Below are 22,913 nucleotides of genomic sequence, written 5' to 3' on the forward strand. Positions count from 1 at the left end.
CCGTCCCCGTAGAATCGAAGCGACATGTCACCACGCGCCACACAGCCCCTCGAGCCGTCGCAGACGCCCCCGGAGCTCATCCGCAACTTCTGCATCATCGCCCACATCGACCACGGCAAGTCGACCCTCGCCGACCGCATGCTGCAGATCACCGGTGTGGTCTCCGACCGCGACATGCGTGCGCAGTACCTCGACCGCATGGACATCGAGCGCGAGCGCGGCATCACGATCAAGAGCCAGGCCGTGCGCATGCCGTGGGCCACGGCCGACGGCACGTTCGCGCTGAACATGATCGACACGCCCGGCCACGTCGACTTCACGTACGAGGTCTCGCGGTCGCTCGCGGCCTGCGAGGGGGCGATCCTGCTGGTGGATGCCGCGCAGGGCATCGAGGCGCAGACCCTGGCGAACCTCTACCTGGCGCTCGAGAACGATCTGCAGATCATCCCCGTGCTGAACAAGATCGACCTGCCCGCCGCCGATCCCGACAAGTTCGCGGCGGAGCTGGCGAACCTCATCGGCGGCAGCCCCGACGACGTGCTCCGTGTGTCGGGCAAGACCGGTGAGGGCGTCGAAGAGCTGCTCGACCTGATCGTGGAGCGCATCCCCGCCCCGCAGGGAGATGCCGACGCGCCGGCCCGCGCCATGATCTTCGACTCGGTGTACGACGCCTATCGAGGGGTCGTCACCTATGTGCGCATGATCGACGGGCGCCTGCAGCCGCGGCAGCGCATCCAGATGATGTCGACGCGCGCGACCCACGACCTGCTCGAGCTGGGCGTGTCCAGCCCCGAGCCGACGCCCGCGCAGGGACTCGGAGTCGGTGAGGTGGGATATCTCATCACCGGCGTGAAGGACGTGCGCCAGTCCAAGGTCGGCGACACCGTCACCGACGCGCGCAAGCCCGCCGGGCACGCGCTGCCCGGCTACACCGACCCGAAGCCGATGGTGTTCTCGGGGCTGTACCCGATCGACGCCAGCGACTACGCCGAGCTGCGCGAGGCCCTCGACAAGCTCAAGCTGTCGGACGCGGCGCTGGTCTACGAGCCCGAGACGTCGGTGGCACTGGGCTTCGGCTTCCGTTGCGGTTTCCTGGGGCTCCTGCACCTCGAGATCGTCACCGAGCGTCTCGCGCGCGAGTTCGACCTCGACCTCATCACGACCGCGCCCAGCGTCGTCTACGAGGTCACCACCGACGCCGGCGAGCACGTCACCGTCACGAACCCGAGCGAGTACCCCGACGGGCGGGTCGACAGCGTGTCCGAGCCGATGGTGAAGGCCGCGATCCTCACGCCGAAGGACTTCGTGGGCACCGTCATGGAGCTGTGCCAGTCGCGCCGCGGCAGCCTGCTGGGCATGGACTACCTCAGCGAGGACCGCGTCGAGCTGCGCTACAACATGCCGCTCGGCGAGATCGTCTTCGACTTCTTCGATCAGCTGAAGTCGCGCACCCAGGGCTACGCGTCGCTGGACTACGAGCCCAACGGCGAGCAGGAGGCCGACCTGGTGAAGGTCGACATCCTGCTGCAGGGCGAGCGCGTCGACGCGTTCAGCTCGATCGTGCACCGCGACAAGGCCTACTCCTACGGCACGATGATGACCGAACGCCTGCGCAAGCTCATCCCGCGCCAGCAGTTCGAGGTGCCCATCCAGGCCGCCATCGGCGCCCGCATCATCGCCCGCGAGAACATCCGCGCCATCCGCAAGGACGTGCTGGCCAAGTGCTACGGCGGCGACATCTCCCGCAAGCGCAAGCTGCTCGAGAAGCAGAAAGAAGGCAAGAAGCGCATGAAGATGGTCGGCCGCGTCGAGGTGCCTCAGGAGGCCTTCATCGCCGCGCTCTCGGGCGACGTCGAGGGCAAGGACAAGAAGTAGACGCGTGCACTCCGCTCACAGGCTGGTCTCGGTAGGCTGAAGCCCATGCGTCGAGGGACCTTCCGTGACGAGACGGTGGATTATGCAGCGGTCGGGGCGACCCAGGCGCCCGATCTCATGCAGTATCCGCCCGAGCGCAGCCGCCCCGCGCAGGAGTCGTGGCGCCTCGGCAGCGGTGAGGACCGCTTCCGCACCGCGTCGGAGGCCGTGCTCTCGTGGCGCGCGCAGCGCGACGGCGGGCTGATCGTCACCGACGTGCGCCCCGCCTCCGGGCCGATGTACTCCGGCGTCAGCTTCGACGCCGAGGGCACCCCGATCGCGCCGAGCAAGCTCGAGGCCGACCAGCGTTTCGACGCGGACGGCACACCCTGGGTCAGCTCGGGTGCGACCGTGCACCTCCGCGGCCGCGTCAAGGGCTTGAAGGCGGGCGGCGAGCTGCGGGTCATCCAGGCCATCGAAGAGCCGCGTCGCGTCGGGTTCCTGCTCGGCACGGTCAGCGACACCGTCGTCAGCGGCGAGGAGTCGTTCATGATCGACTGGTACGAGAACGACGAGGTGTGGTTCACCGTGCGCGCGTTCGACGCCCCGCGGTCGTTCTTCTACAAGGCCATGCCCTGGCTGATCTCGCGCCGGCGCAAGGCGCTCTTCCAGCGGTACCTGCGGGCCATCTCGCCGCTGTACGCGACCCGGTGAGGCTCTGATGGGCTCGGCTCTGCCGCTGGGCGATCCGGCGCCGGCCGACGGGATGCTGCCGGCCGATCTGCCGGTCGACCGCGGGGTGCCGTTCAGCGTCTACCTGCATGTGCCGTTCTGCCGCGTGCGCTGCGGATACTGCGACTTCAACACGTACACCGCGACCGAGCTGCGGGGTGCCCGGCAGGATCAGTACGCCGACACGCTGCTGACCGAGATCGCGCTGGCACGGGGGGTGATGGATGCCGCAGCCGCCGGCCGCGCGGCATCCACCGTCTTCTTCGGCGGCGGCACGCCGACGCTGCTGCCGCCCGGCGATCTGGCACGGATGCTCGACGGCGTCCGCGACGCGTTCGGCCTCGAGTCGGGCGCGGAGGTCACGGTCGAGGCGAACCCCGACACCGTGACCGACGCGGTGGTCCGCGACCTCGCGGCGGCGGGTGTGACCCGGCTCTCGATCGGCATGCAGTCGGCGGTGCCGCACGTGCTGGCGGCGCTCGACCGCACGCACGACCCCGCGAACGTCGACACGGCGGTCGCGGCGGCGCGCGCCGCCGGGCTCGATGTCAGCGTCGACCTGATCTACGGCGCACCGGGGGAGTCGCTGGACGACTGGCGGCGTTCGGTGGACACGGCCGTCGCGCTCGAGCCCGACCACATCTCGGCGTACGCGCTGATCATCGAGCAGGGCACGAAGCTCGCCCGGCAGATCCGCCGCGGCGAGGTGCCGGCCCCCGACGATGATCTGCAGGCCGACATGTACGAGCTCGCCGACGCCGCACTGGCCGACTCCGGCTTCGGCTGGTACGAGGTGTCGAACTGGGCGCGGGGCGACGCGCACCGCTCGCGCCACAACCTCGCGTACTGGCGCGGTCACGACTGGTGGGGGTTCGGCCCCGGCGCGCACAGCCATGTCGCGGGCCTGCGCTGGTGGAACGTGAAGCACCCCGCGGCGTACGCGCAGCGCCTCGCGCTCGGGGAGTCGCCCGCCGCCGGACGCGAGCGCCCCGATGAGACGGCGCGTCAGCTCGAGGCCGTGCTGCTGCGCACCCGCATCCGGGAGGGGATGCCGGTGGCCGAGCTCGCGGGCGATCGACGCGGTGCCGTCGCCGGCCTGATCGCCGACGGTCTGGTCTCGGGTGCCGACGCCGTTCACGGCCGGATCGTGCTGACCCTGAAGGGCCGACTTCTCGCCGATGCGGTGGTGCGGGCGCTCACCGACTGACGGCGAAGCGCGCCACGCCCATCCACCCGAGCGGTTCCCCAGCCGGACTCGCTAGAATTGGCACTCGACCCAGACGAGTGCCAGCAGACGGAGGGAGCGCACATGGTCACGGAACGCGGACTGCAGGTGCTCCAGGCGATCGTGCAGGACTACGTCGAGACCCGCGAACCGGTCGGCAGCAAGCGCATCGTCGACCGCCATGCCTTCGGCGTGTCGGCGGCGACGATCCGCAACGACATGGCGCTGCTCGAAGACGAAGAGCTCATCGCCGCCCCGCACACCTCGTCGGGGCGCGTGCCCACCGACAAGGGCTACCGGGTGTTCGTCGACCACCTGGCCGAGCTGCGACCGCTCAGCCCGGCGCAACGCTCGGCGATCACGATGTTCCTCGACGGCTCGACCGACCTCGACGACGTGCTGGCACGCACGGTGCGGGCGCTCACCCGGCTCACCGGCCAGGTCGCCATCGTGCAGTACCCCTCGTTCGCCCAGGCGAACGTCACCCACGTCGAGCTCGTCGACCTCGGCGATGCGCGACTGCTCGTGATCCTGGTGACCGACACCGGTCGGGTCTCGCAGCGCATCGTGCCCGTTCCCCTCGCCCTCGACGAGGCGGATGCCGCGCAGTTGCGCGCCCGGCTGTCGGTGCTCCTCACCGGGCACAGCGTCGGCGACGGCGCGAAGGCGGTCACGGCGCTCCTGGCGGCCATCGCCGACCAGAGCAGGCCTGCGCGACTCGACCCCGCACTGCAGTCGCTGCTGGGTGTGGTCGCGGAAGAGCTGGAGGAGTTCCGGCAGGACAAGCTGCTGATGGCCGGGGCGGCGAACCTCGCGCGCAGCGAAGCAGACTTCCGCGGCTCGATCTATCCGCTGCTGGAGGCCATCGAAGAGCAGGTGACGCTGCTCCGGTTGATGAGCGAGATGGTGGCCGACCAGGAGGGGCTGGCCGCATCGATCGGACGCGAGAACGCGCCGTTCGGGCTGGCCGAGGCCTCGCTCGTCGTCGGCGACTACGACGTCGCGCGCACGCGCGGGCGGGTCGGCGTGCTCGGCCCGACGCGCATGGACTATCCCACCAACCTCGCGGCGGTGCGAGCCGTCGCGCACTACTTGAGCAGGTTGCTCGAAGAGGACGAGTCGGGGCGCTGACCCGACCCAGACACGACGAACCCGCGCTGCGGCGCGGGCAGGAAGGCGATTGTGGCTGATCAGGACCACTACGAAGTGCTCGGCGTGTCGCGCGATGCGACGCCGGACGAGATCAAGAAGGCGTACCGGCGGCTGGCGCGCGAGCTGCACCCCGATGTGAATCCGGGCGCGGACGCCGAGGAGAAGTTCAAGCACGTCACGCACGCCTACGACGTGCTGAGCGACCCCGAGCAGCGTCGCCGTTACGACATGGGCGGCGATTCGGCCTTCGGCGGTGCGGGCGGGTTCGGCGGCTTCGGTGACATCTTCGAGACGTTCTTCGGTGCCGCCGGGGGCGGCCAGCGCGGGGCCCGTCCGCGGTCGCGGCGGGAGCGGGGGCAGGATGCCCTGGTGCGCGTCTCGCTCGAGCTCGGTGACGTCGTGTTCGGCGTGCACCGTGACATCGAGGTCGACACCGCCGTGCTGTGCGAGACCTGCGACGGCTCGTGCTGCCAGCCCGGCACCTCCCCGGTGACCTGCGAGATCTGCCACGGGAGCGGGCACGTGCAGCGCACGGTGCGCAGCCTGCTGGGCAACGTGGTCACCAGCGCGCCCTGCAACGTCTGCCAGGGCTACGGCACGACCATCCCGTACCCCTGTGCGACCTGCCAGGGGCAGGGCCGCGTGCGGGCCCGCCGCACGGTGTCGGTCGACATCCCCGCCGGCGTCGAGTCGGGGCTGCGGCTGCAGATGCCGGGATCCGGCGAGGTCGGCCCCGCCGGCGGCCCCAACGGCGACCTGTATCTGGAGATCACCGTCGCCCACCACGATGTGTTCAGCCGTGAGGGCGACGACCTTCTCGCGACGCTCGAAGTCTCGATGCCCGACGCGATCCTCGGCACCACCACGACCATCGAGTCGCTCGACGGCACCGTCGAGCTCGAGGTGCGGCCCGGCGTGCAGAGCGGCGACGTTCTGACCATCAAGAACCGCGGCATCACGGCGCTGCGCGGTGCGGGACGCGGTGACCTGCGTGTCGGCGTGCACGTCATCACGCCGACACGCCTCGACGCCAAGGAGCGCGCGCTCATCACCGACTTCAAGAAGAAGACGAAGGCGCCGGCGCCCAAGCTCGCCGAGTTCCAGCAGGGGCTGTTCGCGCGGCTGCGCGACCGCTTCCGCAACTGACCCATGGCCCTGCACTTCGTGGTGGATGCCGCGACCGACGCCCGCATCGGCGACCGCGTCGTGCTCACCGGTGCCGAGGCGCACCATGCCGCGACCGTGCGGCGTGTGCGCGCGGGCGAGCAGATCACGCTCGGCGACGGTCGTGGCGCCTGGCTGACCGCCGAGTGCGAGGACGTCGCACCCCAGCAGGTCGCCGTGCGCGTGACCGCCCGCGACGACGTGCCGGCTCCGGCTCCGCGCATCGTGCTGGTCCAGGCGCTGGCCAAGGGTGACCGCGACGAGCTCGCCGTGCAGGCGTCGACCGAGCTGGGGGTCGACGAGATCGTCCCGTGGCAGGCGGCACGCAGCGTGTCGCGCTGGGAGGGCGCGAAGAAGGCGAAGGCTCGTGGTCGCTGGCAGACCATCGCCCGCGAGGCGGCCAAGCAGGCGCACCGCGCCTGGATCCCGGAGGTGGCCGAGGTCGCCACGACGCGTGAGCTGATCGGCCGGGCTGCGGCATCCCGCCTCATCGTCCTCGAGCCGACCGGAGCCGAACGACTGAGCGCGCTCGACCTCCCGGTCGACCGCGACGTCGTGCTGATCGTCGGGCCCGAGGGCGGCGTGGCGCCCGAAGAGCTCACGGCGTTCGCCGACGCGGGGGCCGTCATCGCCGTCCTCGGCGACACGGTGCTGCGCACCTCGACCGCGGGGCCGGCCGCGATGGCCATCGTCAGCACGCGCCTCGGGCGCTGGTGAGACCCGCTCAGTAGACTGGACGCATGAGCGAACCCTCGATCTTCACGCGCATCCTGAACGGCGAGATCCCGTCGGAGATCGTCGCGCAGACCGACACGCTGTTCGCGATCCGCGACATCGCGCCGAAGGCGCCGACCCACCTGCTGGTGATCCCCAAGACACAGGAGTACCGCGACGTGACCGAGCTCGCCGCGGGCGACCCCGGGCTGCTCATCGAGATGATCGAGCTCGCGAAGGGGCTCGCCGACGCGGAGGGCGACGGCGACTTCCGCCTCATCTTCAACACCGGCGCGAATGCCGGTCAGACCGTCTTCCACGTGCATGCGCACGTGCTGTCGGGCGGCCTCGACGAATCGAGCATGAATGCCGGATGACGCAGCCGCCGTCGAGCGGATCTACGCGGACGGCGTCGCGATGGTGCAGCTCCTCGGTCCGCAGGACCGCCTGCTGCGCGTGGTGGAGCGTGAGCATCCTGATGTCGATGTGCACGTGCGCGGCAACGAGATCACGCTCTCCGGTGACGCGCCGGCCGTGAGCGCGGCACGGTCGCTGGTCGAAGAGCTCATCGCGATGGCCCGCGCCGGCCACGGCCTCGACCCCGTCGACGTCGTGTCGTCGAACCGTATGCTGCGGGCCGAGACGGGCATGCGCCCGTCCGAGGTGCTCGGCGAGGCGATCCTGTCGTCGCGCGGCAAGGTGATCCGCCCGAAGACCGCCGGCCAGAAGGCCTACGTCGACGCGATCGACGAGAACACCATCGTGTTCGGCATCGGTCCGGCCGGTACCGGCAAGACCTATCTGGCCATGGCCAAGGCCGTGCAGGCGCTGCAGCGCAAAGAGGTCAGCCGCATCATCCTGTCCCGTCCGGCCATCGAGGCGGGGGAGCGGCTGGGGTTCCTGCCCGGCACGCTCAACGACAAGATCGACCCGTACCTGCGGCCGCTGTACGACGCGCTCAACGAGATGATGGACCCCGAGCTGGTCCCCAAGCTGATAGCGAGCGGCACGATCGAGGTCGCGCCGCTGGCGTACATGCGCGGAAGGACGCTCAACGACTCCTTCGTCGTGCTCGACGAGGCGCAGAACACCACGCCCGAGCAGATGAAGATGTTCCTCACACGCCTCGGCTTCGGCACGCGCATGGTCGTCACCGGCGACATCACGCAGATCGACCTGCCGCAGTCGGCGTCGGGCCTGCGGCTCGTGACACGCGTGCTGAAGGAGATCGACGACATCCACTTCTCGTACCTCACCAGCGACGACGTGGTGCGCCACACCCTGGTGGGCCGCATCGTCGATGCGTACACCGAGTACGACGAGAAGCGCCTGGCCGCGCGCCGCGAGCGCGATGAGGCCGAGGAGTTCGCCAACCGCGCCGAGCGGCGCGGCGCACAGCTGCGCCCACGCGGACCACGAGACCACCAGCAGAGGCGAGGACGGCCATGACGATCGAGATAACCAACGAGTCGGGCGTCACGGTCGACGAGCGGAAGCTGCTCCGGCTGACCGAGCACAACCTGGCCCAGCTGCACGTGAGCCCCGACGCCGAGGTGGCGATCCTGCTCGTCGACGAGGGCGCCATGGAGTCCCTGCACGTGCAGTGGATGGACGAGCCGGGCCCCACCGACGTCCTCAGCTTCCCGATGGACGAGCTGCGCCCCGGCACCGCCGACCTGCCCACGCCCGCGGGGCTGCTCGGCGACATCGTGCTGTGCCCGCAGGTCGCCGAGGTGCAGGCCGAGCAGGCCGGCCATTCGACGCTCGACGAGCTGCTGCTGCTGACCACGCACGGACTGCTCCACCTGCTCGGCTTCGACCACGCCGAGCCCGACGAGGAGCGCGAGATGTTCGGACTGCAGCGCGACCTGCTGCTGAGCTTCCACACCGCGGAGCGCCGCCACCGCTCATGACGGCACTCCTCCTTCTCATCGCCGCCGTCCTCCTGGTGGCGTTCGGCGGGCTCATGGCCGCCATCGACGCCGCGATGGAGGTGACCAGTCGTCAGGACCTCGTCGACATGGCCGAGGACGGCGGCCGCGGGGCACCGCAGCTGCGCCGCATCGCCGACGACGCCGACGCGCACCTGCAGGCGGTCACGTTCATCCGCGTGCTCGTCGAGACCGGTGCCGCCGTGCTGGTCACGGTCGCGTTCACGATCCTGTTCCACAGCATCTGGTGGGCGATGCTCGCCGCGGTCATCCTCATGACCGCGATCTCGTTCGTCCTGGTGGGCGCGAGCCCCCGCTCGGTGGGCCGGCGCCACGCGCAGGGCCTGCTGCGCGGCAGCGCGCGCATCGTGCGCGGCATCCGGATCATCCTCGGCCCGATCGTGCACGGCCTCATCGCCTTCGGCGACAAGGTCACCCCCGGCGGCGCGCGGGGTGCGTCGTTCTCCAGCGAAGAGCAGCTCCTCAGCATGGTCGACGAGGCCGCGTCGCAGGACCTCATCGAGCAGGACGACCGCGACCTCATCCACTCCGTGTTCGACTTCACCGACACGTTCGTGCGCGAGGTGATGGTCCCGCGCCCCGACATGGTTTCGGTGGATGCCACGACCAACGCCCGTGAGGCGATGAGCGTGTTCCTCGACAAGGGCGTGTCGCGCATCCCCGTGGTCGACGACGACGCCGACGACGTCGTGGGCGTGCTGTATCTGAAGGACCTCGTGCTGATCGGGTTCCGCGATGGCGGGACCGACACCGGGTGGCAGGATGCCCCGGTGACGGGCATCGCGCGTCCGCCGGTGTTCGTCCCCGAGTCGATGCGGGTCGAGACGCTTCTGCAGCAGATGAAGCGTGACGCCGTGCACGTGTGCATGGTGGTCGACGAGTACGGGTCCGTGGCGGGCCTGGTCACGCTCGAGGACATCATCGAGGAGCTCGTGGGCGAGATCGCCGACGAGTACGACCCTCGCGCGAGCGAGGTGGTCGAGCTGGGCCCCGAGCGGTTCCGGGTCAGCTCGCGGCTGCCGGTGTCGGACGTGGGGGAGCTCTTCGACCTCGAGCTCGACGATGAAGAAGTGGACTCGATCGGCGGACTCCTCGGCAAGGTGCTGGGCCGGGTGCCGCAGCCGGGGGCGACGGCCGTCTACGACGGGCTGAGACTGACCGGGGGCGCCTCGCGCGGGCGCGGGCGCGGCATCGCGACCGTGTTCGTCGAGCGCGTCGCCGCAGAGAAGGAGCAGGGACGATGACCGACATCCGATGCGGATTCGTGACGTTCGTGGGGCGCCCGAACGTGGGCAAATCGACGTTGACCAACGCGCTCGTCGGCGAGAAGGTCGCCATCACCAGCGAGAAGCCGCAGACCACGCGGCGGGCGATCCGCGGCATCCTGAACCGCCCCGACGGCCAGCTGATCATCGTCGACACCCCCGGCATCCACCGCCCGCGCACCCTGCTCGGGCAGCGGCTGAACGATCTCGTCGAGCAGGTGCTCGGCGACGTCGACGTCATCGCCTTCTGCGCTCCCGCGACCGAGAAGGTGGGGCCGGGCGACCGGCGCATCGCGGCGTCGCTCGACGGATATCCGCGTGCGAAGAAGGTCGCGATCGTGACGAAGACGGATGCCGCGACCCGCGACGAGATCACCGAGCGGCTGGTGGAGGTCGATCAGCTGCGCGAGGACTGGGCGGCGGTCATCCCGCTCTCGGCGCTCACACGCGACCAGCTCGACGTGCTCAGCGACGAGCTGCTCTCCCTCATGCCGACCGGGCCGGCGCTGTACCCCGACGACGTCGTGACCGATGAGAGCCTCGAAGACCGCATCGCCGAGATCATCCGCGAGGCGTCGTTGGAGGGCGTGCGCGACGAGCTGCCGCACTCGATAGCAGTGACCATCCAGGACATCTCGCGACGCGACGACAAGGAGCTCACCGACGTCTACGCCGACATCGTCGTGGAGCGCGACAGCCAGAAGGCGATCATCATCGGGCGCAAGGGTGCACGGCTGAAGGATGTCGGGGCCCGCGCTCGCGCGGGGATCGAGCCGCTCGTGGGCACCAAGGTGTTCCTGTCGCTGCACGTGCGCGTGGCCAAGGAGTGGCAGCGCGACCCCAAGCAGCTCGGGCGCCTGGGATTCTGAACCGTGTCCTGCACGCCCTCGCGACGGGTGTACTCTGTCTTCATGCGTGCAGGCTTCGTGCTTCTCCTTAGCTGCCGCGGCGAGTCCTCGTTCTAGGGCCTTCCTCGTCGCGGAGCTTCGCGTTGGCCCGCTTTCCAGACGAGAGATGCAGAGCCCCGAGATGAAGAACAACCAGAAGCCCTCGACGATGCCGATCCACAAGTATCGGCCGTTCCACGAGCAGATCCGCGTCGACCTGCCCGACCGCACCTGGCCCACGAAGCACATCAGCGTCGCGCCCCGGTGGTGCGCGGTCGATCTGCGCGACGGCAACCAGGCGCTCATCGACCCGATGAGCCCCGAGCGCAAGCGCATCATGTTCGACCTGCTGGTGCGCATGGGCTACAAGGAGATCGAGGTCGGATTCCCCTCGGCGAGCCAGACCGACTTCGACTTCGTGCGCCAGCTGATCGAAGAGCACCTCATCCCCGACGACGTCACGATCCAGGTGCTGACGCAGTCGCGCGAGCACCTGATCGAGCGCACGTACGAGGCGATCGCCGGGGCCAAGCAGGCCATCGTGCACCTGTACAACTCGACGAGCATCCTGCAGCGCGAGGTCGTGTTCCGCACCGACAAGCAGGGCATCATCGACATCGCCCTGAACGGTGCCCGCCTGTGCCGCGAGTACGAGAAGCGGGTGCCCGAGACGGCCGTGTACTACGAGTACTCGCCCGAGAGCTACACGGGCACCGAACTGGAGTTCGCCGCCGACATCTGCAACCAGGTGCTGGACATCTTCGAGCCTGAGCCCTCCCGCAAGGTCATCATCAATCTGCCCGCCACCGTCGAGATGGCCACGCCCAACGTGTACGCGGACTCGATCGAGTGGATGAACCGGCACCTGAACCACCGCGAGAACGTCATCCTCTCGCTGCACCCGCACAACGACCGCGGCACCGCGGTCGCGGCGGCCGAGCTGGGCTACATGGCCGGCGCGGACCGGATCGAGGGCTGCCTGTTCGGCAACGGTGAGCGCACCGGCAACGTCGACCTGGTGACGCTGGGCGTCAACCTGTTCACGCAGGGCATCGACCCGCAGATCGACTTCAGCGACATCGATCAGATCAAGCGCACCGTCGAGCACTGCAACCAGCTGCCCGTGCCCGAACGCACGCCGTGGGGCGGCGACCTGGTCTTCACCGCGTTCAGCGGCTCGCACCAGGACGCCATCAAGAAGGGCTTCGAGTCGATGGAGGCCCGCGCCGCCGCGGCGGGCGTCACGGTCGACGAGATCGAGTGGGGCGTGCCTTATCTGCCCGTCGACCCGAAGGACCTGGGCCGCTCCTACGAGGCGGTCATCCGTGTCAACTCGCAGTCGGGCAAGGGCGGCGTCGCCTACCTGTTGAAGACCGACCACGCGCTCGACCTGCCGCGCCGTCTGCAGATCGAGTTCTCTGGTGTCGTGCAGGCCAAGACCGACGAAGAGGGCGGCGAGGTCACCAGCTCCCAGATCTGGGACATCTTCACCGACGAGTACCTGCCCACCGATGTGGACGAGGCGCGCTGGGGCCGGTTCGAGCTGCTGAGCACGCGCACCTCGAGCGACATGACCGGTGACGTGGTGCTCGACGTGAAGCTGCGCGACGGCGAGATCGAGGTGCAGACGCAGGCGACCGGCAACGGCCCGGTCGCGGCGTTCGTCGAGGTGCTGCGCGCCGAGGGCATCGACGTCACGGTGTACGACTACGTCGAGCACGCGCTCTCCACCGGCGGCGACGCGCAGGCGGCCTCGTACGTCGAGCTGCAGGTCGACGACCAGCGCCTGTGGGGCGTCGGCATCGACGGCGACATCTCGACGGCATCGCTCAAGGCCATCGTGTCGGGAGTCAACCGGGCGATCCGTACGCGGCAGGAGTCGCAGACCCTCGCCGCGGTCTAGTCCTCGGGCTTGACGATCGGGATCGCGGTGGTCTCCACCGCGACCTTGCGCCGATGCAGCATGCGCTGCTCGGGCAGCGACACGTCGAAGACCACCGCGAGCACGCGGATCACGGCGGTCACCACGATCCCGATCACGGCCGAGGCCACCATCGGCGTGCCGAGCAGGTGGGCCACGGCCAGTACGAGGCATCCCGCGCCGGCGGCGACGGCGTAGAGCGACCCGACGTGCATGATCGCGACGGGCAGTCCCACGAGGACATCGCGCAGAACGCCGCCGCCGACCGCGGCGCACGCTCCGATGAAGACGGCCGGCACGAGCGGCAGCCCCAACGTCAGGGCCTTGCTCGTTCCGAACGCGCCGAACAGGGCGATCACGAGGGCGTCGAGCCCCACGATCACACCGTTGGCCCTGCTCAACGGCCCCGCGAGGAGCATCCCCACGAGGGATGCCGCCGTCGCCGTCAGGAGGTACCAGTTGCTGTGCAGCGTCACCGGCGTGACGTTCAGCAGCAGGTCGCGGATGAGCCCGCCGCCCATCCCGACCATGATCCCGATGATCGCTACGCCCAGGAAGTCCAGGCGGCGCTGCCCGCGGAACCCGGCGGCGAACAGCGCGCCCTGGATGCCGCCGAGGGCCACCGCGGTCAGGTCCGCCCACAGCGGAATGATGAGGATCGGCTCGTTCACGCCCTCTATTGTCCCCGGTGCCCGGGATAATGGAGGAGTGCCCACCTATCGCGACGAAGTCGTGGTCCTGCGCACCCACAAGCTGGGTGAAGCCGACCGCATCGTCACCTGCCTGAGCAGGCGGCACGGCAAGGTCCGCGCGGTCGCGAAGGGCGTGCGGCGCACCTCGTCGCGCTTCGGCGCGCGCCTCGAGCCGTTCATGGTGGCCGACGTGCAGCTGTACGTCGGGCGCAGTCTCGACATCATCCAGCAGGCCGAGTCGCTGGGCGCGTACGGTGCCGAGATCGCGATGCACTACGACCGCTACACGGCCGCCAGCGCCATGGTCGAGACCGCCGATCGGCTGAACGAGGCCGAGGCGACACCCCAGCAGTATCTCCTGCTGGTGGGCGGCCTGCGGGCCCTCGCACGCGGCGAGCACGCGGCGCGCAGCATCCTCGATTCCTATCTGCTGCGCGCGATGTCGATGTCGGGCTGGGCACCCGGGCTCGGCGACTGCGCGCGCTGCGGGCTGCCGGGCCCCCACGAGAACTTCGTCGCGCAGCTGGGGGGCGTCGTGTGCCACGAATGCGCACCCGCGGGCTCCGTCCGCGTCGACATGGCGACGACCGGGCTGCTGCAGTCGCTCATCGCGGGGGAGTGGGATGTGGTGGATGCCGCGACCCCGGCCGCGACGGCGGCCGCGTCGGGCCTCGTGGCGGCCTACGCCCAGTGGCACCTCGAGCGCGGCATCCGCGCCCTCGAGCACGTCCTCTCCGAGCCGGCGCTGCCGGAGGAAGCCCGCCTGTGAGCCCCAAGCCCTACACGCACAAAGACGCCGTGCCGTTCCGCCCCCTCGATTGGACGGGCGTGTACCCGCCGGAGTATCCGAAGGGGGCGGTGCCCGACCACGTCGCCATCGTGATGGACGGCAACGGGCGCTGGGCGAACCGCCGCGGTCTCACCCGCGTCGAGGGGCACCGCGCGGGTGAGGCGGCACTGCTCGACGTCGTCGCCGGCGCCGTCCAGGCGGGCGTGAAGCACCTGTCGGTCTATGCCTTCTCGACCGAGAACTGGACGCGCTCGCCCGACGAGGTGCGCTTCCTCATGGGGTTCAACCGCGAGGTGCTGCACCGGCGGCGCGACCAGCTCAACGAGTGGGGCGTGCGCGTGCGGTGGGCGGGGCGCAAGCCGCGGCTGTGGGGTTCGGTCATCAAAGAGCTGCAGTACGCCGAGCAGCTCACCGCCGGCAACGACGTGCTCACCCTCACGATGTGCGTGAACTACGGCGGCCGCGTCGAGCTCGTCGACGTGATGCGCTCGATCGCCGACGACGTCGCCGCGAAGAGGCTGAAGCCGTCGGCGGTGACCGAGAAGCTCATCCGACGCCGGCTCTACATCCCCGAGATGCCCGACGTCGACCTGTTCGTGCGCTCGTCGGGCGAGCAGCGCACGTCGAACTTCCTGCTGTGGGAGTCGGCCTACGCCGAATTCGTCTTCCTCGACACGCTGTGGCCCGACTTCACCCGGCAGGACCTCTGGCACGCCATCGACCTGTACCTCGACCGCGATCGGCGGTTCGGGGGCGCGGTGGACGCCCCCGACGAAGCGCTCTGATCAGGCCGTCGCAGCGCGGTGCTCGTCCCACACCTGGCGAGCGATCTGCGCGAAGGCCTCGGGCGGCTGGGCGCCGCTGACACCGTACTTGCCGTCGATGACGAAGAACGGCACGCCGTTGATGCCGTAGGCGGCGGCCTGGGCCTGGTCGTCGCGCACGGCCTGCAGGTAGCGGCCCGACTCGAGCGCGTCGCGGGCGGCCGCGGCATCCAGCCCCACCTCTTCGGCGAGCGCGACGAGGTCGTCGATGCGCCCGACGTGGCGTCCCTCCGTGAAGTACGCCGACATCAGGCGCTCCTTCATCTCGCGCTGCGCGCCGTGCTCCTTCGCGAAGTGCAGCAGCTCGTGCGCCTTCACCGTGTTGGTGTGCTGCAGACTGTCGAAGTCGTAGTGCAGCCCCGCCTGGGCGGCCACTCCCGTCACGCGGTCGAGCATCTGGTGCACCTGGTCGGGCGACATGCCCTTGTGCCCCGTGAGGTAGTCGACCTCCGTGCCCTGGAAGTCGACGGGGGTGTCGGGGGAGAGCTCGAACGAGTGGAACACCACCTCCACCTCGGGGGCGTCGTCGCCCTCGGATGCCTGGGCCAGCCCCTTCTCGAGGTTGCGCTTGCCGATGTAGCACCACGGGCAGGCGATGTCGGACCAGATGTCGATCGAGATGGGTTCAGTCACAGCAGGTGCAACCTCTCCGGGCGAGATGTATTCCCACGCATGGGAAAGATCACGCGGGCAGGTTCTCTTCGATCACGGCGACGACGGCGGGGTCGTCGGGCTTCGTCTTGGGGTGGAAGCGATGGATGCCGCCGCCCGGCGTCACCACGAACTTCTCGAAGTTCCAGCGGATCGGGCCGCGCTCGCCCTCGGCGTTGCGCGCCTTCTTCAGCGCCTTGTAGAGCGGAGCGGCGCCGGGCCCGTTGACCTTGATCTTGTCGAGGATGGGGAAGGTGACCCCCCAGGTGGTGGAGCAGTACTCGACGATCTCGTCGATCGAGCCGGGCTCCTGGCCCATGAACTGGTTGCAGGGGAAGCCGAGCACGGTGAAGCCGCGGTCGCCGTAGGCCTCCTGCAGCTGCTCGAGCTGCTCGTACTGCGGGGTGTTGCCGCACCGGGAGGCGACGTTGACGATCATCACGACCTTGCCGTCATAGTCCTGCAGGGTCGCGGAGCCGCCATCGGCCGTCGCGAAGGGGATCTCGCCGAGCGAGGGGGAGGTTTCGGGTGCCATGTCCACAGCCTAAGCGTGTGCGTCCCGCCTGGCGCCGCGGTCTGGGAGAATGGACAGGTGACGACCCTGACCGCCCCCGCCCGCACGCTGCGCATCGGGCCGATCGAGCTCGACGCGCCCGTCGTGCTCGCGCCCATGGCAGGGATCACCAACGCCGCGTTCCGGCGGCTGTGTCGCGAGTACGGTGCTGGCCTCTATGTCAGCGAGATGATCACCACTCGTGCGCTCGTCGAGCGCAACGCGGTCACGATGCGGCTGATCACCCACCACGAGTCCGAGTCGCTGCGGTCGATCCAGCTGTACGGCGTCGATCCTGTGACGGTCGAGAACGCGGTGAAGATCCTCGTCGACGAAGACCGCGCCGATCACATCGACATGAACTTCGGATGCCCCGTTCCCAAGGTCACCCGCAAGGGCGGCGGTTCCGCGCTGCCGTGGAAGCTCGACCTGTTCGAGGCCATCGTGACACGCGCCGTGAAAGCCGCGGGTGACGTCCCGGTCACCATCAAGATGCGCAAGGGCATCGACGACACGCACCTCACCTATCTCGATGCGGCGCGCATCGCCGAAGACGCGGGGGTATCGGCCATCGCGCTGCACGCGCGCACGGCGGGCCAGTACTACTCCGGTCACGCCGACTGGTCGGCGATCGCGACCCTGAAGGATGCGGTGACGAGCATTCCCGTGCTCGGCAACGGCGACATCTGGTCGGCGGCCGACGCGCAGCGGATGATGGCCGAGACCGGCTGCGACGGCGTCGTGGTGGGTCGTGGATGCCTCGGCCGCCCATGGCTGTTCGGCGACCTCGCCCGTGCCCTGGGCGAGCCCGGCGCCGCGCACGGCGACCCCGTCGACGCGACGCTCGGCTTCGTCGCGCAGGCGTTCCGTCGCCATGCCGAGCTGCTCGTCGAGTTCTTCGAGGATGAGGACCGCGGGTGCCGCGATGTCCGCAAGCACGTCGCCTGGTATTTCAAGGGCTATCCGGTGGGCGGCGAGCTGCGTGCGCGCCTGGCCACCGCCTCGAGCCTCGCCGAGATCGACGAGCTCCTCGCGGAGATGGATCTCGATGCCCCGTATCCCGGGGCGGGTGCCGAAGGCCAGCGCGGCCGTGCCGGCTCTCCCAAGCGCACGGTGCTGCCCGAGGGGTGGCTCGACTCGCGCGAGATCGGTGCGCACGCCGCGACCCTGACCGAATCGGAGGCCGACACGAGTGGCGGCTGAAGGCGCGTCCGCGGTCGGCGTCTCCCCGGGCCGGCCGAGCGGATACGACGACGCCGATGCCGCGCGCTTCTTCGGGGAGCGGCATCGCTCGCAGCGCGACGACTTCGCCCGTGACCGCGCCCGAGTGCTGCACTCCGCGGCGCTGCGCCGGCTGGCCGCGAAGACGCAGGTGCTCAGCCCCGCCTCGCCCGCCGATTTCGCACGCAACCGACTGACGCACTCGCTCGAGGTCGCGCAGGTGGGCCGCGAGCTGGCCACGGCCCTGCGCCTGTCGCCCGACGTGGTCGACACCGCGTGCCTGAACCACGACCTGGGGCATCCGCCGTTCGGACACAACGGCGAGCGCGCCATGAACGAGTGGGCCGAAGACATCGGCGGCTTCGAGGGCAACGCGCAGACCCTGCGCATCGTGACGCGACTCGAGCCGAAGGTGCTCGGGCCCGACGGGGCCAGCTACGGGTTGAACCTCACCCGTGCGAGCCTCGACGCCACCTGCAAGTACCCGTGGACGGCCGACAGACCCCTGCCCGACGCCGGCGGACGACTCAAGTTCGGCGTGTACGCCGAGGACGAGGACATCTTCCACTGGATGCGTGCCGGCGCGCCCGGTCGGGTGCGCTGCATCGAGGCCGAGGTCATGGATCTCTCCGACGACATCGCCTACTCGGTCCACGACTTCGAGGACGCGATCGTCAACGGGTACCTCGACCCGGCGCGTCTGACCGCACCCGGTGAGCACGAGGCTCTGCTGGACGCCATCCAGACCTGGGTGGGGTACGACTTCCACCGCGACGAGCTGGCCGACGCCCTGCATCGGCTCACCCGGCTCGGCGAGTGGCTGACGACGTTCACCGCCACACGGGCCGATCTCGCGCGGTTGAAGAACCTGACCAGCGACTTGATCGGGCGCTTCGCCCGGGCGGCGACCGCAGCGACGCGCGACGCGTACGCCGCAGAAGACCTGACCCGCTATCGCGCACACGTCGTGGTGCCGCGGGTCATCGAGGTCGAGATGGCGGTGCTCAAGGGCGTCATCGGCGCATTCGTCGTCTCGATCGAGGGGCGCAAGCAGCTGTACAAGGAGCAGCGGAGAGTCCTCAAGCGGCTCGCCGACGCGCTGGTGCAGCATCCCGAACGTCTGTCGCCCATGTACGCGGAGGACTTCGCCGCCGCGGGGACGGATGCCGCGGCACGGCGCGTCGTCGTCGATCAGGTCGCGAGTCTCACCGACCAGCAGGCGATCTCCTGGCATCGGACGCTCGTCGGCGACATCGACGCGGCCTCGCTGGGAGTGTGGTCGCCCGACCCGGTCGGGGCGCACTGATGGCGGGTCGCATCGCGCAGGCCGACATCGACGAGGTCAAGGCGCGCGTGAACATCGCCGACGTCATCGGCGAGCGCGTGGCGCTCAAGCCCGCCGGCATCGGCTCGATGAAGGGTCTCTGCCCGTTCCACGACGAGAAGAGCCCGAGCTTCAACGTGCGCCCGCAGGTGGGCTTCTACCACTGCTTCGGCTGCGGCGAGTCGGGCGACGTGTACACGTTCCTGCGGCAGATGGACCATCTCACGTTCACCGAGGCCGTCGAGCGGATGGCCGCGCGCATCGGCTACACCCTTCACTACGAGGAGGGCGGGGTCGCCCCCGAGACCTCCGGCCGCACGCGGTTGTACGCCGCGAACTCCGCGGCTGCCGAGTGGTACCGCCAGCAGCTGATGACCCCCGCCGCCGATGCCGGTCGGCGCTTCCTCGGCCAGCGCGGCTTCGATGCGGGTGCGGCGGCGCATTTCGGCGTCGGCTTCGCGCCGAAGGGATGGTCGGGACTGCGCGACGCCCTGCACAAGCAGGGGTTCACCGATGAGGAGCTCCTGGCCGCCGGGCTCGTGTCACAGGGCCAGCGCGGCGTCTACGATCGCTTCCGCGGGCGGGTCGTCTGGCCGATCCGTGACATCACGGGGCAGACGCTCGGCTTCGGCGCGCGCCGGCTGTTCGACGACGACAACGGTCCGAAGTACCTGAACACCCCCGAGACCGTGCTCTACAAGAAGACCCAGGTGCTGTACGGGCTCGACCTCGCCAAGCGCGACATCTCGCGCGGTGACCCGCGTCGGGTGGTCGTCGTCGAGGGGTACACCGACGTCATGGCCTGCCATCTGGCCGGCGTGACGACGGCGGTCGCGACCTGTGGCACGGCGTTCGGCGGCGAGCACATGAACATCCTCCGCCGCGTGATCGGCGACGACGGCTCCGCCGAGGTGGTCTTCACCTTCGACCCCGACGCCGCGGGCCAGAAGGCCGCGGTGCGCGCGTTCGCCTCGACCAAGGGGCTGAAGGCGCAGAGCTTCGTGGCCACCGGTCCGGAGGGTCTCGACCCCTGCGATCTCCGACTGCAGCGGGGGGATGCCGCGGTCCGTTCCCTCATGGACGCGAAGGTGCCCATGTTCGAGTTCGTCATCGACCAGCGGGTCTCGGGGTTCGATCTCGCGACGGTGGAGGGACGCATCGGCGGCCTGCGGGCTGCGGCGCCGATCGTCGCAGAGCTGCGCGACCCGCTGCTGCGCAGCGAGTACAAGCACGTGCTCTCCCGCCGGCTCGGCATGGAGCCGGGCGCCGTCGATCGCGAGGTCGACCGTGCCGCCCACGCCGAGGCGAACCAGGCCCGGACGCCGCAGCGGCAGGATGCCGCGGCATCCACCCCGTCCGAACCCGAGCTGCGGGTCACGCTGGCCACGCTGCAGCGCACGCCCGACGTGGGGCTGGAACGCGACGCGATGATGGGGTTCCTGCAGTACGGGCACCGCATCGAGACGACGTTGCGCGTGCGCGCGCTCGCCCTGCCGCTGCGCAACCCGGCGCTGGAGGCCGTGCGGCAGAGCGTGGCGGCCGTCACCGATGTCGAGCGCACCGGGTGGGCCGTCGATGCGGTCTCGGCGGTGCGCGAGCCGTACCGGTCGCTGGCGGCCGAGCTTCTCACGGGGGAGTTCCCGGCGCGCGACGACGACCACGCCGTGGTGTCGGCGCACGACCTGGCGCGTCGGCTGGTGCTGCGCGCGCTGGACGGGCGCAAGCGCGAGCTGCTCGGAGCCATCCAGCGCGTGCCGGCCGATTCCGAAGAGGGCCGTGCCGTCCGACTCGAGCTGCGTGAGCTCGATGCCGAACGGCAGCGACTGCTCGCCGACTCGTAGCGCGTCGCTGGCGCCGTCGGCGGGGACAGGGCAGGATGAAGGCATGACCCGACGACGTGACGCCGAAGTCGCCATCGAGTGCGTCGATCTGTCGATCGCGCGGGCCTCCGCTCGCGGGGGAGCACGCGTCGTCGACGGCGTCAGTGCGAGGCTGCCGCACGGCGGGGCCCTCGCGGTGCTCGGGCCCACGGGGGCGGGCAAATCGAGCCTGGCGACCGTGCTCGCCGGCGCGGAAGAACCCGGACTGGCCGTCGTGGGCGGCGATGCATGGGTGGAGGGGATCCCCGTGCGCAAGCCGGGACGTGCGCACCGCCAGCACACCTATGTGACCGGTTACCTCGCACAGGGCGATGGCGCCCGCCTGCCGTCGCGGCTGACGGTCGAAGAGGTCATCGCCTCACCGATCACCCGACGCTCGCGTCGAGTCGACAAGCGCGCACTGGCGATTCGCGTCGCCGCGCTGCTCGACGAGATGAAGCTCCCTCTGGGCATCACGGTGCAGTATCCGTACGAGCTGAGCGCAGGGATGCGGCAGCGGGTCGCCTTCGCCCGCGCCGTGATGCTGCAGCCGCGCGTGCTCATCGCCGACGATCTGGTGGCGAATCTCGACCTCTCGTCGCGGGAGGCGGTGCTGGCGGCCATCCGCCGGCGACGCGAGGCCTACGGCATGTCGACCCTGCTCGTGGGCAACGATCGAGACGTCGTGGAGGCGCTCGGCGCCCACGTGCTGGTGCTGCGCGCGGGGCACGTCGTCGCCGTGGGCGAGAGTGCGTCGGACGTCACCTGGACCCCGAGCGGCGACGCGGATCATCGCCTCATCGCGTCATGAGCACCCCGAGAAGTTTGCTAAGCTAGACGAGCTGCTGCGGCGACGCGGTATGTATTCCTCCATAGCTCAATTGGCAGAGCAGCCGGCTGTTAACCGGCAGGTTCTTGGTTCGAGTCCAAGTGGGGGAGCGAAGGCCCTGAGGCTCCACCCTCAGGGCCTTTTTTCGCGCGCGAGAAGGGGCCCCCGTGACTGACAGCTACACCCTCGCAACAGACGGCGCCTGCTCGGGAAACCCCGGGCCCGCAGGATGGGCGTGGGTGGGCGCCGACGGCCAGTGGGCCGCCGGTTCGGTCGTGCAGGGGACGAACAACATCGGGGAGCTGCTCGCGCTGCTCAACGCGATCCGCGATCACCGGGATGTCGAGAACCTCACGGTCCAGGCCGACTCGAAGTACGCGATCGACACCTACGCGTCGTGGATGGACGGTCACGCGCGCCGCGGCTGGAAGACCAGTACGGGCGCCCGCACGAAGAACGTCGACATCCTCAAGGACCTCATCGCCGAGCGCGACGCCCGCCGTGAGCACGGGCTGCCCGACGTGATCCTCGAGCACGTGCGCGGCCACACCGGCCACCGGTTGAACAGCTGGGCCGATGAGCGTGCCGTGCGCGCGGCGAAGCACGCCGCGAAGGGGACGGCGAGCCGGTGGTCGTCGCTGGACGGCCAGGAGCCGCTCGACGTGAGCGTCGACCCGCCCCGCTCTGCGCAGGACAAGCCGAAGCGCCGTTAGGCGCGTTGCTAGGCGTCGATGTCGTCGACGCCGGGCGTCCAGGCCTGTCCGGGGCGACCCCAGCCGCGCTTCCTGGCGATCTTCTGCGTCGTCTTCCAGTCGCTGTCGCTCAGCCGATCGATGTAGAGCACGCCGTCGAGGTGATCGAACTCGTGCTGCATGATGCGGGCGCGCCAGCCGTCCACCTGGATCTGGACCGGCCTGCCCTCGACATCGATGCCGGTGACGAGCACCTCATCGGATCGGCGGAGCGGGAACCGCTCGCCGGGAAACGACAGGCACCCTTCCGACTCCTCATCGGGGTCGGGCGCGCCGGGCTCGGCCGGCTTCATCCACAGCACCGGATTGATGATCTCGCCGCGCCAGGGAGCACCGTCGTCGTCCTGATACGTGTAGACGTAGATGCGCAGCGGCACGCCCACCTGAGGCGCCGCGAGGCCCACGCCGGGTGCGGCATCCATCGTTTCGTACATGTCGGCAACCAGCTGTCGGATCTCGTCGGTGATCTCGTCGACGAGGGCCGCGGGGGAGTGGAGCACGGGGTCGCCCATTATGCGGATGGGAAGAACAGGCACGTCTTCAGCCTACCGG

At 69.9% G+C, this 22,913-nt stretch carries 23 protein-coding genes and 1 tRNA gene; 20 read left to right on the forward strand and 4 right to left on the reverse strand.

The genetic code is table 11. The annotated features are described in order from the left end of the window. The first annotated feature begins 24 nt into the window (after positions 1–24). From lepA to leuA, 12 genes are all read left to right on the forward strand, one after another. The gene (gene lepA, locus ABMQ42_RS12440; RefSeq protein ID WP_349723313.1) at positions 25–1,875 is read left to right on the forward strand and encodes a translation elongation factor 4; all 1,851 of its coding nucleotides are present in this window, start codon (positions 25–27) and stop codon (positions 1,873–1,875) included. Positions 1,876–1,920: 45 nt separating this feature from the next. Further along, positions 1,921–2,568 carry a DUF1990 domain-containing protein gene (locus tag ABMQ42_RS12445; RefSeq protein ID WP_349723314.1) on the forward strand — a complete coding sequence of 216 codons (648 nt, stop codon included), beginning with the start codon at positions 1,921–1,923 and terminating at the stop codon, positions 2,566–2,568. A 7-nt stretch (positions 2,569–2,575) separates the two neighbouring features. Further along, on the forward strand, positions 2,576–3,793 hold the full coding sequence (hemW, locus tag ABMQ42_RS12450) for a radical SAM family heme chaperone HemW (RefSeq protein WP_349723315.1): 1,218 nt from the start codon (positions 2,576–2,578) through the stop codon (positions 3,791–3,793). 102 nt (positions 3,794–3,895) lie between these two features. Next, positions 3,896–4,942 (forward strand): heat-inducible transcriptional repressor HrcA, encoded by a 1,047-nt coding sequence (hrcA, locus tag ABMQ42_RS12455; protein ID WP_349723316.1) that lies wholly within the window; start codon positions 3,896–3,898, stop codon positions 4,940–4,942. 51 nt (positions 4,943–4,993) lie between these two features. Next, the gene (gene dnaJ, locus ABMQ42_RS12460) at positions 4,994–6,109 is read left to right on the forward strand and encodes a molecular chaperone DnaJ (protein ID WP_349723317.1); all 1,116 of its coding nucleotides are present in this window, start codon (positions 4,994–4,996) and stop codon (positions 6,107–6,109) included. A 3-nt stretch (positions 6,110–6,112) separates the two neighbouring features. Continuing rightward, entirely contained in the window at positions 6,113–6,844 is a 732-nt protein-coding gene (locus ABMQ42_RS12465) for a 16S rRNA (uracil(1498)-N(3))-methyltransferase (RefSeq protein WP_349723318.1), read from the forward strand. Between the two features lie 23 nt (positions 6,845–6,867). Then, a complete protein-coding gene (locus ABMQ42_RS12470) occupies positions 6,868–7,218 on the forward strand; it encodes an HIT domain-containing protein (RefSeq protein ID WP_349723319.1) in 351 nt (116 codons plus the stop codon). Continuing rightward, complete coding sequence (locus tag ABMQ42_RS12475) at positions 7,208–8,290, forward strand: PhoH family protein (RefSeq protein ID WP_349723320.1); 1,083 nt, start codon at positions 7,208–7,210, stop codon at positions 8,288–8,290. Before ABMQ42_RS12470 ends, ABMQ42_RS12475 begins: the two co-directional genes overlap by 11 nt. Further along, positions 8,287–8,754 carry an rRNA maturation RNase YbeY gene (ybeY, locus tag ABMQ42_RS12480; protein WP_349723321.1) on the forward strand — a complete coding sequence of 156 codons (468 nt, stop codon included), beginning with the start codon at positions 8,287–8,289 and terminating at the stop codon, positions 8,752–8,754. The genes ABMQ42_RS12475 and ybeY overlap by 4 nt, the downstream gene beginning before the upstream one ends. Then, positions 8,751–10,037, forward strand: a complete 1,287-nt coding sequence (locus ABMQ42_RS12485) for a hemolysin family protein (protein WP_349723322.1) — start codon at positions 8,751–8,753, stop codon at positions 10,035–10,037. Before ybeY ends, ABMQ42_RS12485 begins: the two co-directional genes overlap by 4 nt. Beyond that, positions 10,034–10,927: a GTPase Era gene (gene era, locus ABMQ42_RS12490; RefSeq protein ID WP_349723323.1), complete on the forward strand. Its 894-nt coding sequence runs from the start codon at positions 10,034–10,036 to the stop codon at positions 10,925–10,927. Before ABMQ42_RS12485 ends, era begins: the two co-directional genes overlap by 4 nt. A gap of 160 nt (positions 10,928–11,087) precedes the next feature. After that, the gene (gene leuA / locus ABMQ42_RS12495) at positions 11,088–12,848 is read left to right on the forward strand and encodes a 2-isopropylmalate synthase (RefSeq protein WP_349723324.1); all 1,761 of its coding nucleotides are present in this window, start codon (positions 11,088–11,090) and stop codon (positions 12,846–12,848) included. Here the strand turns inward: leuA and ABMQ42_RS12500 are convergent. Then, positions 12,845–13,537, reverse strand: coding sequence for a trimeric intracellular cation channel family protein (locus ABMQ42_RS12500; protein ID WP_349723325.1), 693 nt, complete (start codon positions 13,535–13,537; stop codon positions 12,845–12,847). The genes leuA and ABMQ42_RS12500 overlap by 4 nt on opposite strands. A 37-nt stretch (positions 13,538–13,574) precedes the next feature. Here ABMQ42_RS12500 and recO point away from each other — a divergent pair, with 37 nt between their 5' ends. Further along, on the forward strand, positions 13,575–14,327 hold the full coding sequence (gene recO, locus ABMQ42_RS12505) for a DNA repair protein RecO (protein WP_349723326.1): 753 nt from the start codon (positions 13,575–13,577) through the stop codon (positions 14,325–14,327). Continuing rightward, positions 14,324–15,133, forward strand: a complete 810-nt coding sequence (locus tag ABMQ42_RS12510) for an isoprenyl transferase (RefSeq protein WP_349723327.1) — start codon at positions 14,324–14,326, stop codon at positions 15,131–15,133. Before recO ends, ABMQ42_RS12510 begins: the two co-directional genes overlap by 4 nt. Here ABMQ42_RS12510 and ABMQ42_RS12515 read toward each other — a convergent pair whose 3' ends face one another. After that, on the reverse strand, positions 15,134–15,805 hold the full coding sequence (locus ABMQ42_RS12515) for a DsbA family oxidoreductase (RefSeq protein WP_349723328.1): 672 nt from the start codon (positions 15,803–15,805) through the stop codon (positions 15,134–15,136). Between the two features lie 49 nt (positions 15,806–15,854). After that, positions 15,855–16,358 carry a glutathione peroxidase gene (locus ABMQ42_RS12520; RefSeq protein WP_349723329.1) on the reverse strand — a complete coding sequence of 168 codons (504 nt, stop codon included), beginning with the start codon at positions 16,356–16,358 and terminating at the stop codon, positions 15,855–15,857. Between the two features lie 57 nt (positions 16,359–16,415). On the opposite strand from ABMQ42_RS12520, the gene dusB reads away from it, so the two are divergent. The 6 genes from dusB to ABMQ42_RS12550 all read left to right on the forward strand — a co-directional run bounded on the left by dusB (position 16,416) and on the right by ABMQ42_RS12550 (position 22,322). Beyond that, positions 16,416–17,579, forward strand: a complete 1,164-nt coding sequence (gene dusB / locus ABMQ42_RS12525) for a tRNA dihydrouridine synthase DusB (RefSeq protein WP_349723330.1) — start codon at positions 16,416–16,418, stop codon at positions 17,577–17,579. Next, on the forward strand, positions 17,569–18,903 hold the full coding sequence (locus ABMQ42_RS12530) for a deoxyguanosinetriphosphate triphosphohydrolase (RefSeq protein ID WP_349723331.1): 1,335 nt from the start codon (positions 17,569–17,571) through the stop codon (positions 18,901–18,903). The genes dusB and ABMQ42_RS12530 overlap by 11 nt, the downstream gene beginning before the upstream one ends. Beyond that, the gene (gene dnaG / locus ABMQ42_RS12535; RefSeq protein ID WP_349723332.1) at positions 18,903–20,762 is read left to right on the forward strand and encodes a DNA primase; all 1,860 of its coding nucleotides are present in this window, start codon (positions 18,903–18,905) and stop codon (positions 20,760–20,762) included. Before ABMQ42_RS12530 ends, dnaG begins: the two co-directional genes overlap by 1 nt. A gap of 43 nt (positions 20,763–20,805) precedes the next feature. Further along, positions 20,806–21,591 carry an ATP-binding cassette domain-containing protein gene (locus ABMQ42_RS12540; RefSeq protein ID WP_349723333.1) on the forward strand — a complete coding sequence of 262 codons (786 nt, stop codon included), beginning with the start codon at positions 20,806–20,808 and terminating at the stop codon, positions 21,589–21,591. 55 nt (positions 21,592–21,646) lie between these two features. Beyond that, a tRNA-Asn gene (locus tag ABMQ42_RS12545) sits at positions 21,647–21,719 on the forward strand. A 57-nt stretch (positions 21,720–21,776) separates the two neighbouring features. Beyond that, complete coding sequence (locus ABMQ42_RS12550; protein WP_349723334.1) at positions 21,777–22,322, forward strand: ribonuclease H family protein; 546 nt, start codon at positions 21,777–21,779, stop codon at positions 22,320–22,322. Positions 22,323–22,330: 8 nt separating this feature from the next. On the opposite strand, the gene def is transcribed toward ABMQ42_RS12550, so the two are convergent. Further along, entirely contained in the window at positions 22,331–22,897 is a 567-nt protein-coding gene (gene def / locus ABMQ42_RS12555; RefSeq protein ID WP_349723335.1) for a peptide deformylase, read from the reverse strand. Positions 22,898–22,913: the final 16 nt, after the last annotated feature.

The organism is Microbacterium sp. KR10-403, from assembly GCF_040196215.1.
Lineage (GTDB): Bacteria > Actinomycetota > Actinomycetes > Actinomycetales > Microbacteriaceae > Microbacterium.